This is a genomic window from Cellulomonas sp. P4_A2, assembly GCF_056402515.1.
The window spans coordinates 99,989-115,114 of record NZ_JBFUHG010000022.1 but is presented as its reverse complement, the minus strand read 5'-3'; the positions used below and the strand labels follow the sequence as shown (position 1 = coordinate 115,114).

Below are 15,126 nucleotides of genomic sequence, written 5' to 3'. Positions count from 1 at the left end.
GACCGGTCAGGACGCCAGGCAGCTCGGGCCCAGCAGCGCCTTGAGGTCGCCGAACAGGGACGGTGAGCGCTGCACCCGCAGCCCGTGGTCGAGGCGCATGACGGTCGCCCGTCCCGGGCTGGTGAGCCGCAGATGGACCTCGGTGACGCCCGGGTGCGTCGCGAGCACCTCGCGCAGCCGTTCGACGACGGGCGGCGTGCAGCGGGCCACCGACATCGAGACGACGACCGGCGCGTCGGCGGCCTGGCTCACGTCGGGCAGCGAGACCTCCATGGCCTGCAGCTGCATCGTCTCGTCGCGACGGCGCACCCGGCCCCGGATCACGACGACCGCGTCCTCGGCCAGCGCGGTGGAGTACGCCAGGTAGGTCTCGCCGAAGAACATGATCTCGACCGAGCCCTCCATGTCCTCGATCGTGACCGCGGCCCACGGGTTGCCCTGCTTGGACATCTTGCGCTGCAGCGACGTGATCAGGCCGGCCACCACGACGGTCGACCCGTCGGGCCGCGCCTCGTCGGCCAGCAGCGTGGCGATCGAGACGTCCGCCGCCGCCGCGAGCACGTGCTCCAGGCCGGACAGCGGGTGGTCCGACACGTACAGCCCGAGCATCTCGCGCTCGAACGCGAGCCGCTGCTTCTTGTCCCAGTCCGGCAGGTCCGGCACGACGACCGCGAAGCCCTGCGTGGCGTCGTCGCCACCCATGAGGTCCGCGAAGAGGTCGAACTGGCCCTCGGCCTCCTTGCGCTTGACCCCGATGACCGAGTCGACGGCCTGCTCGTGGACCAGCAGGAGCGCGCGGCGCGGGTGGCCGAGCGAGTCGAACGCGCCGGCCTTGATGAGCGACTCGATCGTCCGCTTGTTGCAGACGACGGCCGGCACCTTGTCCAGGAAGTCGGTGAAGGACGTGAACTCGCCCTTCTCCTCGCGCGTCCGCACGATCGCGTCGACCACGTTGGCCCCGACGTTGCGGACCGCCGTCAGGCCGAAGCGGATGTCCTTGCCGACGGCCGTGAAGTTGGCGGACGACGAGTTCACGTCGGGCGGCAGGACGACGATCCCCATGTGCCGCGCCTCGCCGAGGTACAGCGCGGACTTGTCCTTGTCGTCGCGCACGCTGGTGAGCAGCGCGGCCATGTACTCCGTCGAGTAGTTCGCCTTCAGGTAGGCGGTCCAGTACGAGATGACCCCGTACGCCGCCGAGTGCGCCTTGTTGAAGGCGTAGTCGGAGAACGGCAGCAGGATGTCCCAGAGGGTCTGCACGGCCCCCATCGAGAAGCCGCGCTCGACCATGCCCGCCGAGAAGCCCTCGAACTGCTTGTCCAGCTCGGACTTCTTCTTCTTGCCCATGGCGCGGCGCAGGATGTCGGCCTGACCGAGCGAGTACCCGGCGACGCGCTGGGCGATCGCCATGACCTGCTCCTGGTAGACGATCAGGCCGTACGTCGTGCCCAGGATCTCCGCGAGCGGCTCCTCGAGCTCCGGGTGGATCGGGGTGACCGGCTGCGCGCCCGTCTTGCGCAGCGCGTAGTTGGTGTGCGAGTTGGCACCCATCGGACCGGGTCGGTAGAGCGCGCCGACGGCCGAGATGTCCTCGAAGTTGTCGGGGCGCATGAGCCGCAGCAGCGAGCGCATGCCGCCGCCGTCGAGCTGGAACACGCCCAGGGTGTCGCCGCGGCCGAGCAGCTCGTACGTGGCGCGGTCGTCGAGCGCCAGGTCCTCCAGGACCACGGGCTCCTTGCCGTTCATGACGATGTTCTCGAGCGCGTCGTCCAGGATCGTCAGGTTCCGCAGCCCGAGGAAGTCCATCTTGATCAGGCCGAGGCCTTCGGACGTCGGGTAGTCGAACTGCGTGATGACCGCGCCGTCCTGCGGGCGCCGCATGATCGGGATGATGTCGATGAGCGGGTCGCTCGACATGATCACGCCGGCCGCGTGCACGCCCCACTGGCGCTTCAGGCCCTCGATGCCCTTGGCCAGCTCGACGACGCGCTGCGCCTCCGGGTCCGCGGCGTGGACCTGGCGGAACTCCTCGGCCTCGTTGTAGCGCTTGTCGGTCGGGTCGAAGATGCCCGTGAGCGAGATGTCCTTGCCCATGATCGCGGGCGGCATCGCCTTGGTGAGCTTCTCCCCCATCGCGAACGGCATCCCGAGGAGCCGCGCCGAGTCCTTGAGCGCCTGCTTGGCCTTGATGGTGCCGTAGGTGACGATCTGCGCGACGCGGTCCTCGCCGTACTTGTCGGTCACGTAGCGGATGACCTCGCCGCGACGACGCTCGTCGAAGTCGACGTCGAAGTCGGGCATCGAGACGCGGTCGGGATTGAGGAACCGCTCGAAGATCAGGCCGTGCTGCAGCGGGTCCAGGTCGGTGATCCGCATGGCGTACGCGGCCATCGAGCCGGCACCCGAACCACGGCCCGGACCGACGCGGATCCCGTTGTTCTTGGCCCAGTTGATGAAGTCGGCGACCACGAGGAAGTACCCCGGGAAGCCCATGTTCGTGATGACCTCGGTCTCGAACTCGGCCTGCTTGCGCACGTCGTCGGGAATCCCGTCCGGGTAGCGCACGTGCAGGCCGGTCTCGACCTCCTTGATGAACCAGCTGGTCTCGTCCTCGCCGGCCGGGACCGGGTAGTTCGGCATGTAGTTGGCCGACGTGTTGAACGTGACCTCGCACTGCTCCGCGACGAGCAGGGTGTTGTCGCACGCCTCGGGGTGCTCGGCCCAGATCCGGCGCATCTCGGCGGCCGACTTCACGTAGAAGCCGTCGCCGTCGAACTTGAAGCGGTCGGGATCGGCGAGCGTCGAGCCCGAGTTGATGGCCAGCAGCGCGTCCTGCGACGCGCGGTCCTCCTGCTTCACGTAGTGCAGGTCGTTGGTGGCCAGCAGGGGCGCGCCGATGGTCTCCGAGAGCCGCAGCAGGTCCTTGAGCACCCGGGTCTCGATGTCGATCCCGTGGTCCATCAGCTCGACGTAGAAGTACTCCTTGCCGAAGATGTCCTGCAGCTCGCCGGCCACGCGGACGGCCTCGTCCCACTGGCCCAGGCGCAGGCGCGTCTGGATCTCGCCCGACGGGCAGCCGCTGGTGGCGATCAGGCCCTTGCCGTACCGCTCCAGCAGGTCGCGGTCGATGCGCGGCCACTTGCCCATCTGGCCCTCGAGCGACGCGAGCGACGACGCGCGCATGAGGTTGTGCAGACCCTCGTTGTTCCGCGCCAGCAGCGTCATGTGCGTGTATGCGCCGCGGGCCGAGACGTCGTCCTGCTCCTGGCCCTGCTGCCCGAACCGCACCCGCGTCTGGTCGAACCGGCTGGTGCCCGGCGTGACGTAGGCCTCGACGCCGATGATCGGCTTGATCCCCGCGGCCGTGGCCTTGGCCCAGAAGTCGAACGCGCCGAACAGGTAGCCGTGGTCGGTGGTCGCGATGGCCGTCTGGCCGAGCCGCTCGACCTCCGCGAACAGGTCGCCCAGGCGGGCCGCGCCGTCGAGCATCGAGTACTCGGTGTGCACGTGGAGGTGGACGAAGTCGGAGCCTCCAGCAGATGCCATGCGGGCGATCCTACGTCGCTCCACCGACACCTGACGGTCACCACTCCGCCACCCCGCAGGTGCCGACGGCGTGTCTGACGGCTAGTGCTGCGGCGTGTCGGTCGACCGCACGATCTTGACCGCGTCGCGGTGCCAGATGTTCTCCGAGAGGTACCTCTCGGACCGTGCGACGTAGCCGGCTCGCTCGTAGAAGCCGATGGCCTGCTCCTGCGCGCTGAGCTCGACCGACACGCTCCGCACGTCGCCGACGACGACCCCAAACCGCGCGACGGCCTCAGCCTCGAGCGCCGTCATCAGGAGAGCGCCGACGCCCAGACCGCGCGCTTCCGACAGCACCGCGACGCGACCGATGTGCGCCGGCTCGTCCGCGTGGTGCGGCGCGAGCAGACGCGCGGTGCCCAACGCCCGGCCCTCCGACGAGAGAGCCACGACGTGCAGCGTCGAGGGGTCGTCGTCGAGCTCGTCCATCTCGACGTCCGCATCCACGCCCTGCTCGTCGACGAACACGGTCATCCGGATCGCGGTCATCGCCGCGCGCAGCTCGTCGGTGTCGACCGGGACGACTCGGATCACGCGTAGCCGTCCTGCAGGATGGCGAGCGAACGGGCCAGGTCCTGCGGGTACTCGCTGGTCAGCTCCAGCCACTCGCCGGTGCTCGGGTGGTGGAAGCCGAGCCGCATCGCGTGCAGCCACTGGCGCTCCAGGTGCACCCGCGCCGCGAGCGACGGGTCCGCGCCGTAGGTGATGTCGCCGACGCACGGGTGCCGCAGCGCAGCGAAGTGCACGCGGATCTGGTGGGTGCGCCCCGTCTCCAGGTGCACCTCGACCAACGACGCCGCGGGCAGCATCTCGAGCACCTCGTAGTGCGTGACCGACGGCTTGCCGTCGGCGACCACCGCGAACTTCCAGTCGGAGCTCGGGTGCCGGCCGATCGGGGCGTCGATCGTGCCGGTCGTCGGCTCCGGGTGGCCCTGCACGAGCGCGTGGTACACCTTCTCGACCGTGCGCTCCTTGAACGCCCGCTTGAGCACCGTGTAGGCGTGCTCGCTCTTGGCGACGACCATCAGCCCCGAGGTACCGACGTCGAGCCGGTGCACGATGCCCTGCCGCTCGGCCGCCCCGGACGTCGAGATGCGGTAGCCCGCGGCCACGAGCGCGCCGACGACCGTGGGACCGGTCCAGCCCGGCGACGGGTGCGCCGCGACGCCGACCGGCTTGTCGATGACCACGACGTCGTCGTCGTCGTACACGATCACCATGCCGGGCACGGGCTCGGCGACGATCTCGATGCTCGCGGCCGGTGCGACGCCGGGGATCTCCACCTCGAGCCAGCCCCCGGCCACCAGCCGGTCGGACTTGCCCAGCTCCTTGCCGTCCAGGTGCACCCCGCCGGCCGCGGCGATCTCGGCGGCGCGGGTGCGGGACAGGCCCAGGAGCCGGGACAGCGCGGCGTCGACGCGCTCGCCCACGAGCCCGTCGGGCACGGGCATCGCGCGGGTGTCAGGCATTCTGCTCGGTCGTGCTGCCGTCGGTGGCGACGGTCTCGTCGGCCGCCGTCTCGTCCGCCTGCTGGCCGTCCTTGGCGTCGCGCGTGCCGTCGATGTGCACGCCCGTCGCGGCGAGGACGACGATCATCACGGCCGCGACCACGATGGCGATGTCGGCGACGTTGCCGACGAAGACGTTCCAGTACGCGATGAAGTCGACCACGTGCCCGCGCGCGAACCCGGGCTCCCGGAACAGCCGGTCCATGAGGTTCCCGAGCGCGCCACCGAGCAGCAGCCCGAGGGCGATCGCCCAGCCGCGGGACCCGATCCGCCGGCTCGCGCGGACGATGAAGACGATCACCGCGACCGCGACCAGCGTCAGCAGCCAGGTCATCCCCGTGCCGATGGACAGCGCCGCGCCGGAGTTGAACACCAGCTGCAGGCCGAGCAGGTCACCGACCAGGACCCGGCGGACGCCCTCCTCGAGGTTGTCGAGCGCCCAGACCTTCGACAGCTGGTCCAGGACGAGCACGACGGCCGTGATCGAGAAGAGCAGGATCAGCAGCCGGCGCCGGCGAGGGTTCGCCGAGGGCGCGACGGGATGGTCGTCCGGGGTGGTGGGCACCGCAGGAGTCTACGTGCGCGTCAGCGACGCTCTTCGCGCTGCTTGCACTCGACGCACAGGCTGGCACGCGGGAACGCCTGCAGGCGCGCCTTGCCGACCGCACGGCCGCAGGACTCGCAGGTGGCGAACGTGCCGTTCGCGATACGCGCCAGCGCACGCTGCGTCTGCGAGAGCAGGTCGCGCGTGTTGTTGACGAGCGTCAGCTCCTGCTCGCGCTCGAGCGCCGACGAACCGGAGTCCGCCTGGTCGTCGCCCGCGCCGTCGCCGGAGTTGCGCAGCAGGTCGGACAGCTCGGCGTCTGCAGCCGCAAGCTCGCTGGTCAGACGGTCGATGTCGCTCGTGAGCTCCTCGGCGATGTCCTTGACCTCGCGTGCGGTCCAGGCCTTCTCCCCGTCGCGGACGGGCAGCCCTCGAACGATCTTTGCCAGCTCCTTCGTGTCGGTGCTGACGTCGATCGCGCTCAGTGCGTCGTTGATGGCCACTTAACGGGCCCCCCTGTCCTCGAAGTCACGTGACTGTATGCGGGTGTCGGAGCGGACACAACACAACACGCCGGGTGAAACCCGGCGCTCCGCTCAGAGCGGACGCACCAGGCGCAACCCGGCGTGGTGTGTTGCGACGAACCCGACCTGACCTGTGGCGATGCTGTGACGCAGAGTCGGACGGGTGGCCGTCAGAGGTTCTGCGCGTCTCCGACCGGCTGCGGCTGGCCGGAACGCGGCGGGAGCGCGTTGCCCCGGTTGTCCAGGTCGCCGAGAAGGTTCTCGAGGTAGCTCTTGAGGCGCGTGCGGTAGTCCCGCTCGAACACCCGGAGCTCGTCGATCTTGCGCTCGAGCAGCGAACGCTCCTGCTCCAGCTGGCCGAGCGTGCGCTGCGACGTCTCCTCGGCCTCGCGCACGATGCGGTTGGCCTGGCTCTTCGCCTCGCCGACCAGACGGTCCGACTCCTCCTGGCCGCTGCGCACGTAGTCGTCGTGCAGCTTCTGGGCCAGGGCGAGCATCCCGGTGGCCGACTCCGGCTCGCTGGCGCGAGGCGCCTCGGCGACGGGGGCGACGATCGGCGCCGGCGCGGCGACGGGTGCCGCGACCACGGGGGCCGGCGCCGGAACGGGCTCGGGCGTGGGCTCGGGCTTCGCGGCGGGAGCGGGCTGCTGGGCACCCGCGCGGCTCAGCTCGGCGATGCGGCGCTCGGCCGCGGCAAGCTTGGTCTTGAGGTCGTCGTTCTCCCCCTGGAGGTCCCGGAGGGTGTTCACGACCTCGTCGAGGAAGTCGTCGACCTCGTCCTGGTCGTACCCCTCGCGGAACTTCGTGGCCTGGAACTTCTTGTTCAGGACCTCGTCTGCGGTCAGCAGCGCCATCGTCGTCACCTCTGTCGGTAGAGCTCATTGGTCGAGCTAGCCGGTCCGGCGGCAGTCCACCGACCGCCACGGGCCACGGTATCGGAGAAAGTCCTCGGTGCACGCCCCCACGACACGCCCACGGATGGGTGGTTCAGAGGGACGCGAAGACCCTCATCAGGATCAAGCACAGGATGAAGAGCACCATGAACGCCAGATCCAGGCGGACCGAGCCGATCGTGACCGGTGGGATGATCCGCCGCAACGCCTTCAACGGCGGGTCGGTCACCGAGTACGTCACCTCGGCGATCACCAGGGCGATGCCCGAGGGACGCCAGTCACGCGCGAAGAACTGCACCCAGTCGAGCACCAGTCGCACCAGCAGGATCAGGAAGAAGACCAGGACGACGAAGTACAGGATCGAGCCGACGAGATGCACGCGTCAGCTCTGGTTGTAGAAGCCCGCACGCGTCGGCTGCTCGGCGGGGGCGGCGGCCTCGCCGGCGACCTCGACGTGTGCCGGCGACAGCAGGAAGACCTTGCTGGTCACGCGCTCGATCGCCCCGTGCAGCCCGAAGATCAGACCCGCGGAGAAGTCGACGAGACGCTTGGCGTCGGCGTCGTCCATGTCCGTGAGGTTCATGATCACGGGCGTGCCCTCGCGGAACGCCTCGCCGATCTTGCGCGCGTCGTTGTACGACCGCGGGTGGATCGTGGTGATGCGGCGCAGCTCCCCGGCGGGCGCGGCCGTCTGGACGACCCGGTTCGCCTGGGTCGGCTCCGAACGCGTCGGGCGGTGCAGCGGTGTGACCTGGGCCTCGTACTCGGTCGGCACGGCGACCTCCCCGTCGTCGTAGTCGTCGAGGTACTCCTCGTGCTCGGCCCTGTCGTCGGCCAGGCCGAGGTACAGCATCGTCTTGCGCAGCGCTCCGGCCATCGCCTTGGCTCCCTCCCCGCATTCCTGCGGACCACTTCTGTCACTACTGGCGGCCCGGCGTCGATGTGGGTCGCGAAGACGCTGGTGGGCTCCCTCTGCCGGTCACGCTAGCAACGGGTGCGCACCGATCACGGTCGCGACACGCCCGCACACCGGCCCGGCGTCCAGAGCGGTCCTCAGAGCGGCGGGCGGACGACCCCCGCGAACCGACCCGTCCGCGACGAACGCCGGAACGAGTACAGGTCGCCGTCGGTGTACGTGTCGCGGTCCGACACGAGCACGTCCCGGATGCCGAGCCTGCCCAGGACCGCGACCGCACCCGCCGGCAGGTCGAGCGCAGGCGTGCCCCACGACGTCGTGGCGTAGGTCTCCGGCACGACGTCGGCCACCTCGTCGCGCAGCTCGGCCGGCACCTCGTACGACCGACCGGCGATCGCCGGACCGGTCGCCGCACGGATGCGCCCGACGTCCGCCCCCGCACCGACCATCGCCGCGACCGCCCACTGCAGGACCCCGGCCGCGAGCCCGCGCCGTCCGGCGTGCACCGCGGCGACGACCCCCGACGACGCGTCGGCCAGCAGGACCGGCACGCAGTCCGCCACGAGCACCGCCACCGCGACGTCCGGCGAGGTCGAGACCAGCGCGTCGGCCTCCCCCACGTCCGTGTGCTCGGTCAGCACCACCACCCCGGTGCCGTGCACCTGGGTGGCATAGACGACGGGCGCGGCGGCCCAGTCGTCGAGGACGGCCCGGTTGCGCGCGACCACGGACGGGTCGTCACCGACGGCCAGCCCGAGGTTGAGCGTGTCGAACGGCGCCACGCTGGACCCACCACGACGCGAGGTGAAGCCGGCGCGGACCCCGGTCCCGAGGTCGACGCCATCGACGAGCACGGCTGCTACTTGAGGAAGTCCGGCACGTCGAGCTCGTCGCGCTCGCGGTCGCGACGCGGTGCGTCCTCCGTGAAGATCCGCGGCACCTCGAGCGCACCCGTGATCGGGGTCGGCTCGGCCTCCGTCGACAGGAAGGCGGGCACGCCCGGCTGGCCTGCGGTGCCGGCGTAGGCACCGACCGGGACCGGGACCTCCTCGCGCTCGACGACCGGTCGGGGCGTCGGGACCTGGGCGGGCGCCGGCGCCGGGCGGGCGGCACCGGCGGAGTTGCCGGAGACCTGACCCAGCGCGCGGGCGTCGCGGCGGATCGTCGGCGAGCCGCTGTCGAAGCCGGCGGCGATGACGGTGACCCGCACCTCGTCGCCGAGCGCGTCGTCGATCACCGCGCCGAAGATGATGTTGGCCTCGGGGTGCGCGGCCTCCTGGACCAGCCGGGCCGCTTCGTTGATCTCGAACAGGCCGAGGTCCGAGCCACCCTGGATCGACAGGAGCACGCCGTGCGCGCCGTCGATGCTGGCCTCGAGCAGGGGCGACGAGATGGCCATCTCGGCGGCCTGGACCGCGCGGTCGTCGCCGCGGGCGAAGCCGATGCCCATGAGCGCGGACCCGGCACCCTGCATGACCGACTTCACGTCGGCGAAGTCGAGGTTGATCAGGCCCGGCGTGGTGATGAGGTCCGTGATGCCCTGGACACCGGAGAGCAGCACCTGGTCGGCCGAGTGGAACGCGTCGAGCACCGAGACGGACCGGTCCGAGATCTGCAGGAGGCGGTCGTTCGGGATGACGATGAGCGTGTCGACCTCGGCGCGCAGCGCCTCGATCCCGGAGTCGGCCTGGACGGAACGCCGACGACCCTCGAAGGTGAACGGGCGCGTGACCACACCGATGGTCAGGGCTCCGAGCGAGCGGGCGATCCGCGCGACGACCGGCGCGCCACCGGTGCCGGTGCCGCCGCCCTCGCCCGCGGTGACGAAGACCATGTCGGCCCCGCGCAGGACGTCCTCGATCTCGTCCTTGTGGTCCTCGGCGGCCTTCTTGCCGACCTCGGGGTCCGCGCCGGCGCCGAGACCGCGCGTGAGCTCACGACCGATGTCGAGCTTGACGTCGGCGTCCGACATGAGGAGCGCCTGCGCGTCCGTGTTGACGGCGATGAACTCGACACCCTTGAGGCCGACCTCGATCATGCGGTTCACGGCGTTGACGCCGCCGCCGCCGATGCCGACGACCTTGATGACCGCCAGGTAGTTCTGCGGAGCTGCCACGGTGGGTGCCTCTCGTTCTGTGCGTTGCGCGGTGCCGGTGTGCGGCACGGGCCGCGGGGTCCGTCCCGACGACACGCCGGGGACGGGTTCAAACCTTCACCCTCAAGTTGAGGGTTATAGTTATGTCAGGTTCTGCTGTCAGGCGTGACGCTAGGTCGCGCACCCGGCACTATCAACGACCGCGCCGCGCGTGTCGGCACTTGCCGACGAATTCAGCCCTGCTTCGTGATGGGCAGCCGCGGCGCGGACACGTCGATGACCGTAGCCCCCGCCGCCGCGGGAGACGCGCGCAGCGCCTTGAGGACCGCGATCTTCAGCGGGGTCTCGTGCGCGCTCCCCCAGTCGACGCGCACGCCGTCGCGCAGCTGCATGGTCACGGTGTCCTGCGTGTGCGCGGCGACACCCTGGACCTGCGCGAGCAGGTCGGCGGGAAGCTGCTGCAGGACGCCCAGGACGGCCGACAGCGTCCGCTTGTCGCCCAGGGGCACGTCCACGACGGGGAGCCCCTCCGGAGCCGCGTCGACGCGACCCACCTGCACGCCGTCCTGGTCGAGCAGCGCGAAGCCGGCGCCGGAGGCGCTGTCGGGCACCGCCGCGACCGGTTCCCGGGCGACGAGCGTGACGGACAGGCCCGTCGGCCAGTCGCGCGTCACGCGCGCCTCGCGGACGCCCGGGACGTCGAGCAGCTCGTCGCGCAGCGACACCGTGTCGAGGCGGGGCAGCGGCGTGCCGGCATGGGCCGCGACGACGGCCTCGACCTGGTCGACGGCGACGACCGTCCCGGCACCGTCGACCTCGACGCCGGCCGGGTCGAGCGCGAGGACCGGCGAGGCGAACAGCAGCCAGCCCAGGCCGACCACCGCGACCACGACGGCGGCGGTGAGGATCAGCTGGCGGCGCGCGAGGTTGCGGCGCGCCCGGGCCCGCTCGGCGAAGCGCGCGATCGAGCTGGTGGACACCACGGGCGGTGCGACCGGCCCGCCGTAGGAGCGACCGCGGCCCGCCGCGTAGGTGGTCACCGACCGGCCGAACGCGTCGGTCGCGGCCCCGGTGGGCTCCGTCCGCGGCGACGGGACGGGCTTCTCGACGACCGGCTTGGCGACGGCCGGCTTCTCGGCGGCCGGACGTTCGGCGGCGGGCTTCGGGACCGGCGCGGTGCTGGGACGAGCGGTCGGACGCGCGGGCCGGGTCGGTGCCGGGTCGCGCGGGGCGGTGGGTCGCGACGGGCTCACGACGACCCCCCAGCCAGCTCGTCGAGCACCACCGGCGCGAGGAGCGTGACGTCGCCCGCGCCGACGGTCAGGACGAGGTCGCCCGGCCGCGCGGCGCGCGCGACGGCGCGGGCGGCGTCGAGGCGGTCCGGCACGAACGTGGCCTTGCCCTCGGTCGGCACGCGGTCGACGATCAGCGCGCCGGTCACCTCCGGGTCGAGGTCCTCGCGTGCGGCGTAGACGTCCGTCACCACGACCACGTCCGCCAGGTCGAACGCGGCCCCGAACTCGGCCGCGAACGTGCGGGTGCGCGAGTAGAGGTGCGGCTGGAACAGGACGATCACCCGGCCGTCCCCGACGACGGAGCGCGCCTGCCGGAGCAGCGCGGCGACCTCGGTCGGGTGGTGGGCGTAGTCGTCCACGACGCGCACACCGCCCGCCGTCCCCCGGTCCTCGAACCGGCGACCGGTCCCCCGGAACGCCGCCAGGCCGGTCGCGACCGCGACGGGGTCGGTGCCCAGCCTTCGCGCGGCCGCCCAGGCACCGCCCGCGTTCAGCGCGTTGTGCGCGCCGGGCACGGCCAGCCGGACGGTCAGCACGCCGTCGGGCGTCGTCAGGTCGACGCTCCACGCGGCTCCGTCCGGCCGCAGGTCGCCGACGACGACGTCCGCGGTCGGCGACGTGCCGTAGGTGACGACCTCGACGTCGCGGGCGGCCAGCTGGGCGCGGGCGCGGTCGACGAGGCGGACGGCACCGGCGTCGTCGGCACACGCCACGAGGGCGCCGCCGGGCCGGATGCGCTCGGCGAAGGCCACGAACGCGTCCTCGAAGGCCTCCGCGGACCCGTAGTGGTCGAGGTGGTCGGGCTCGACGTTGGTGACGAGGGCGACCAGCGGCGCGTATGCCAGGAACGAGCCGTCGGACTCGTCGGCCTCGGCCACGAAGGCCCGCCCGGAGCCGTCGCGGCTGCCGCCGAGCGAGCCGTCGGCGGTGAGCACGGTGCCGCCGATCGCGAAGGACGGGTCGGCGCCGGCGTCGAGCAGTGCGGTGGCGACCATCGCCGAGGTGGTCGTCTTCCCGTGCGCACCGGCGACCGCCACGGCGTCGCGGCCGACCATGAGCGCGGCGAGGGCCTGCGACCGGTGCAGCACGCGGACGCCCAGGGCGCGGGCCCGCGCGAGCTCCGGGTTCGACTCGCGCACCGCCGAGGAGACCACGAGCGTGTCGATGCCGTCGACGAGCGCGGCGTCGTGCCCGACGTGCACCGTGACACCGGCCTCGCGCAGGGCGGGCAGGGCCGGTCCGTCGGCGGCGTCCGACCCGCTCACCGTCAGCCCGCGGGCGGCGAGCAGCGCGGCGATCGCCGACATGCCCGCTCCGCCGACCCCGACCAGGTGCACCCGGCCCAGCTTCTCGGCGGCCAGCTGCTTGGCGGGAGCCTTCGCCGGCACGGGCAGCTCGACCTCGACCAGCCGGGCGACGCGCGCGGCCGCGTCCCGCACGCCGACGCTCGCCGCGGCCCGGCCCATGCGCGCACGGGTCTCGGCGGCCGTGTCCCCGACCAGCAGGACGGGCAGGTGCGCGAGCAGCCATGCCGGATCGAGGTCGTCGTCGTCGACGAGCAGCCCGCCGCCCGCCGCGACGACCGCCGCGGCGTTGAGGCGCTGCTCGCCGTTGCCCACGGGCAGCGGCACGTAGACGGCGGGGATGCCGAGCGCGGCCAGCTCGCAGACCGTGCCGGCACCGGACCGCCCGACGACGACGTCGGCCACGGCCAGCGCGAGGTGCATGTCGCTCAGGTACTCGCGCACCTGGTAGTGCTCGGCGCCGGGCACCCCCTCGAGCGCGGCCCGGACGGCGTCGGCCTTGCCGGTGCCGGTCAGGTGCAGCACCTGGACCCCCGCGGCGAGCAGCTGGGGAGCCGCGCCCGAGACGGCGGTGTTGACGCTCACCGCACCCAGCGAGCCGCCGGACACCAGAAGCGTGGGCAGCGCCGGGTCCAGGCCCAGCGACTCGGCGGCGGCGACGCGCGCGGCGTGGGCGTCGGCGGTGCGCTCGGCGAGGAGGCGGGCGATTGGCGCCCGCAGCGGCAGCCCGGTGACCTGTGCGCCGGGCAGGGCCGTGCCCGGGAACGTCACGGCGACGGACTTCGCCCAGCGCGCGCCCAGCCGGTTGGCCAGGCCCGGGCGGGCGTTCGCCTCGTGGATCACGACCGGGATCTTGCGGCTCCGGGCGGCCAGGTACGCGGGCGTCGAGACGTAGCCTCCGAACCCGACGACGACCTGCGCACCGGACTCGTCGATCGCCGTCCCGGCGGCACGGATCGCGGCGCGCAGCCGGCCGGGCAGGCGGAACCAGTCGAGGGTCGGGCGCCGCGGCAAGGGCACGCGCGGGACGAGGGCGAGGTCGAGCCCGTGCTCCGGCACCAGGCGCGCCTCGAGGCCCTGCGCGGTGCCCAGGACGGTCAGGCGCGCGTTGGGGTGGCGACGGTGGAGCTCGTCGGCCACGGCCAGGAGCGGGTTGACGTGACCGGCCGTCCCGCCGCCGGCCAGGAGCACCGACGGGGGTCGGCGGTCGTCAGCCACGGGACCGCCCGACGACGGCCAGCGAACGACGCACGACGCTGGGCCGCGCGGCGAGCGCCTCGGCGGCGCCGGGCTCCGAGCGCGCGAACGAGATGAGCACGCCGAGGGCAGCCATGGTCATGATCAGCGCCGACCCGCCCGCCGAGACCAGCGGCAGCGGGACCCCGATGACCGGGGCGAGGCCGATGACGACGGCGATGTTCACGATCGCCTGCCCGATGATCCAGCACAGGATCGCCCCGGTGGTGATCTGCACGAACGGGTCGGGGTGCCGGCGGATGATGCGGATCATCGCGAAGGCGAGCAGCCCGAACAGGGCCAGCACGAGCAGCGTGCCGATGAGCCCGAGCTCCTCGCCGAGGATGGCGAAGATGAAGTCGTTGTGGGCGGCCGGCAGGTAGGACCACTTCTCGCGGCTCTCCCCCAGACCGAGCCCGCCCCAGCCGCCGCTGGCCAGGCCGTAGCCGCCGTGCAGCGTCTGGTAGCAGGCCGACTGCACGTCGCACTCGCTCGAGAGCCAGCTGAAGATGCGGTCCTTGCGGTTGGTGCTCGTCACCGTGAGCGCGGCCGTCAGCCCCGCGGCGAGCAGCGCCGCGAACCCGAACATCCGCAGCGGGACGCCGGCGACGAACAGCGCGCCCGCGACGAGCAGGATGATCACCATCGCGGTGCCCAGGTCGTGCCCCGCGAGAACCACGCCGAGCGCGAGCGCAGCGACCGGGACGGCAGGGATCAGCGCGTGCCGCCACTGCCGCAGCAGCGGCAGCTTGCGCGCGAGCACCGCGCCCAGCCACACGGCGAGGGCGAGCTTGATCGCCTCGGACGGCTGGGCGGAGATGCCTCCGACGCGCACCCAGTTCTGGTTGCCACCCACACCCGTGCCGAGCGGTGTGAACACCAGCAGCTGGAACAGGATCGCGGCACCGAGCACCGGCCAGGCGAAGCGCTGGAAGATCCGTACGGGCATCCGGGAGAGCCCGAACATGATGGGCAGGCCGAGCAGCGCGAACTTCGCCTGGTCGAGGAAGACGGCGTACGGCGAGCCGTTCTCGTCGAGCGACTCCACGCTCGAGCTGGACAGCACCATGACGAGCCCGATCACCAGCAGCAGCGCTGCGGCGCCGATGAGCACGTAGTAGCTCGTCACGACGCTGTTCCACTGCCCGAGCAACGAGCCGGTGCGCTCGGGACGCGACGCGGCCCCGGGTGCGACGTTCGCGGTCATGCCCGGGCTCCCTTCTGCG

Annotated in this window: 13 protein-coding genes; all 13 read right to left on the bottom strand. The window is 72.1% G+C overall.

What is annotated here, in order from left to right; genetic code table 11:
- Nucleotides 1-6: 6 nt before the first annotated feature.
- Nucleotides 7-3,546 (bottom strand): DNA polymerase III subunit alpha, encoded by a 3,540-nt coding sequence (dnaE, locus tag AC1DUE_RS18085; protein WP_477040802.1) that lies wholly within the window; start codon nucleotides 3,544-3,546, stop codon nucleotides 7-9.
- An 81-nt stretch (nucleotides 3,547-3,627) separates the two neighbouring features.
- Nucleotides 3,628-4,119, bottom strand: a complete 492-nt coding sequence (locus tag AC1DUE_RS18080) for a GNAT family N-acetyltransferase (protein ID WP_477040801.1) — start codon at nucleotides 4,117-4,119, stop codon at nucleotides 3,628-3,630.
- Nucleotides 4,116-5,054: an RluA family pseudouridine synthase gene (locus tag AC1DUE_RS18075; RefSeq protein ID WP_477040800.1), complete on the bottom strand. Its 939-nt coding sequence runs from the start codon at nucleotides 5,052-5,054 to the stop codon at nucleotides 4,116-4,118. Before AC1DUE_RS18075 ends, AC1DUE_RS18080 begins: the two co-directional genes overlap by 4 nt.
- On the bottom strand, nucleotides 5,047-5,658 hold the full coding sequence (gene lspA, locus AC1DUE_RS18070) for a signal peptidase II (protein ID WP_477040799.1): 612 nt from the start codon (nucleotides 5,656-5,658) through the stop codon (nucleotides 5,047-5,049). Before lspA ends, AC1DUE_RS18075 begins: the two co-directional genes overlap by 8 nt.
- Before the next feature lie 20 nt (nucleotides 5,659-5,678).
- On the bottom strand, nucleotides 5,679-6,140 hold the full coding sequence (locus tag AC1DUE_RS18065; protein ID WP_477040798.1) for a TraR/DksA family transcriptional regulator: 462 nt from the start codon (nucleotides 6,138-6,140) through the stop codon (nucleotides 5,679-5,681).
- Nucleotides 6,141-6,331: 191 nt separating this feature from the next.
- A complete protein-coding gene (locus AC1DUE_RS18060) occupies nucleotides 6,332-7,015 on the bottom strand; it encodes a DivIVA domain-containing protein (RefSeq protein ID WP_477040797.1) in 684 nt (227 codons plus the stop codon).
- 133 nt (nucleotides 7,016-7,148) lie between these two features.
- Nucleotides 7,149-7,433 (bottom strand): YggT family protein, encoded by a 285-nt coding sequence (locus tag AC1DUE_RS18055; RefSeq protein ID WP_477040796.1) that lies wholly within the window; start codon nucleotides 7,431-7,433, stop codon nucleotides 7,149-7,151.
- A 3-nt stretch (nucleotides 7,434-7,436) separates the two neighbouring features.
- Complete coding sequence (locus tag AC1DUE_RS18050) at nucleotides 7,437-7,931, bottom strand: cell division protein SepF (protein WP_477040795.1); 495 nt, start codon at nucleotides 7,929-7,931, stop codon at nucleotides 7,437-7,439.
- Between the two features lie 176 nt (nucleotides 7,932-8,107).
- On the bottom strand, nucleotides 8,108-8,824 hold the full coding sequence (gene pgeF, locus AC1DUE_RS18045) for a peptidoglycan editing factor PgeF (protein WP_477040794.1): 717 nt from the start codon (nucleotides 8,822-8,824) through the stop codon (nucleotides 8,108-8,110).
- Nucleotides 8,825-8,829: 5 nt separating this feature from the next.
- Nucleotides 8,830-10,086, bottom strand: coding sequence for a cell division protein FtsZ (gene ftsZ / locus AC1DUE_RS18040; protein WP_477040793.1), 1,257 nt, complete (start codon nucleotides 10,084-10,086; stop codon nucleotides 8,830-8,832).
- A 212-nt stretch (nucleotides 10,087-10,298) separates the two neighbouring features.
- Entirely contained in the window at nucleotides 10,299-11,318 is a 1,020-nt protein-coding gene (locus AC1DUE_RS18035; protein WP_477040792.1) for a cell division protein FtsQ/DivIB, read from the bottom strand.
- The gene (gene murC / locus AC1DUE_RS18030; RefSeq protein ID WP_477040791.1) at nucleotides 11,315-13,882 is read right to left on the bottom strand and encodes a UDP-N-acetylmuramate--L-alanine ligase; all 2,568 of its coding nucleotides are present in this window, start codon (nucleotides 13,880-13,882) and stop codon (nucleotides 11,315-11,317) included. The genes AC1DUE_RS18035 and murC overlap by 4 nt, the downstream gene beginning before the upstream one ends.
- Nucleotides 13,875-15,107 (bottom strand): putative lipid II flippase FtsW, encoded by a 1,233-nt coding sequence (gene ftsW, locus AC1DUE_RS18025; RefSeq protein ID WP_477040790.1) that lies wholly within the window; start codon nucleotides 15,105-15,107, stop codon nucleotides 13,875-13,877. Before ftsW ends, murC begins: the two co-directional genes overlap by 8 nt.
- Between the last annotated feature and the right edge of the window lie 19 nt (nucleotides 15,108-15,126).

Bases quoted from the DNA above. Each gene is read 5' to 3' on its own strand.
- AC1DUE_RS18060 (WP_477040797.1), bottom strand. From the start codon at position 7,015: ATGGCGCTGCTGACCGCAGACGAGGTCCTGAACAAGAAGTTCCAGGCC.
- AC1DUE_RS18075 (WP_477040800.1), bottom strand. From the start codon at position 5,054: ATGCCTGACACCCGCGCGATGCCCGTGCCCGACGGGCTCGTGGGCGAG.
- dnaE (WP_477040802.1), bottom strand. From the start codon at position 3,546: ATGGCATCTGCTGGAGGCTCCGACTTCGTCCACCTCCACGTGCACACC.
- ftsW (WP_477040790.1), bottom strand. From the start codon at position 15,107: ATGACCGCGAACGTCGCACCCGGGGCCGCGTCGCGTCCCGAGCGCACC.
- AC1DUE_RS18050 (WP_477040795.1), bottom strand. From the start codon at position 7,931: ATGGCCGGAGCGCTGCGCAAGACGATGCTGTACCTCGGCCTGGCCGAC.